Raw genomic sequence first — 274 nt, forward strand, 5'->3', positions numbered from 1 at the left:
ATGCACTAATGGCAACTCAAGCAACAGTAAACGGAGCAAAAATGGCCGTTGCATGGACTGCAATGAAAATTTCATCTTTAATTACATCATTGAAGAACGGAATTATTCAAATGGGGCTTTGGATAAAGAACATGACAGTCATGGCTGCTCAGTCTGTAGCACAAGCGACTAGAATGGCCGCAGCATGGACCGCAGCAAAGATAAGTTCATTCATTCTCATGCTTAAAAATGGGATAAAACAAATGGCTTTATTCATTGCTCGAATGGCAGTTAT

General features: G+C 40.1%; 1 protein-coding gene. It reads left to right on the forward strand.

The window, feature by feature from the left end:
* Positions 1–41 precede the first annotated feature (41 nt).
* Positions 42–274, forward strand: a 233-nt coding sequence (locus SB749_RS19420) for a hypothetical protein (protein ID WP_410711748.1), incomplete at its 3' end; no start/stop codon positions are given.

Origin of the sequence: Brevibacterium sp. SIMBA_078 (assembly GCF_046534565.1) — a bacterium.
GTDB lineage: Bacteria > Actinomycetota > Actinomycetes > Actinomycetales > Brevibacteriaceae > Brevibacterium.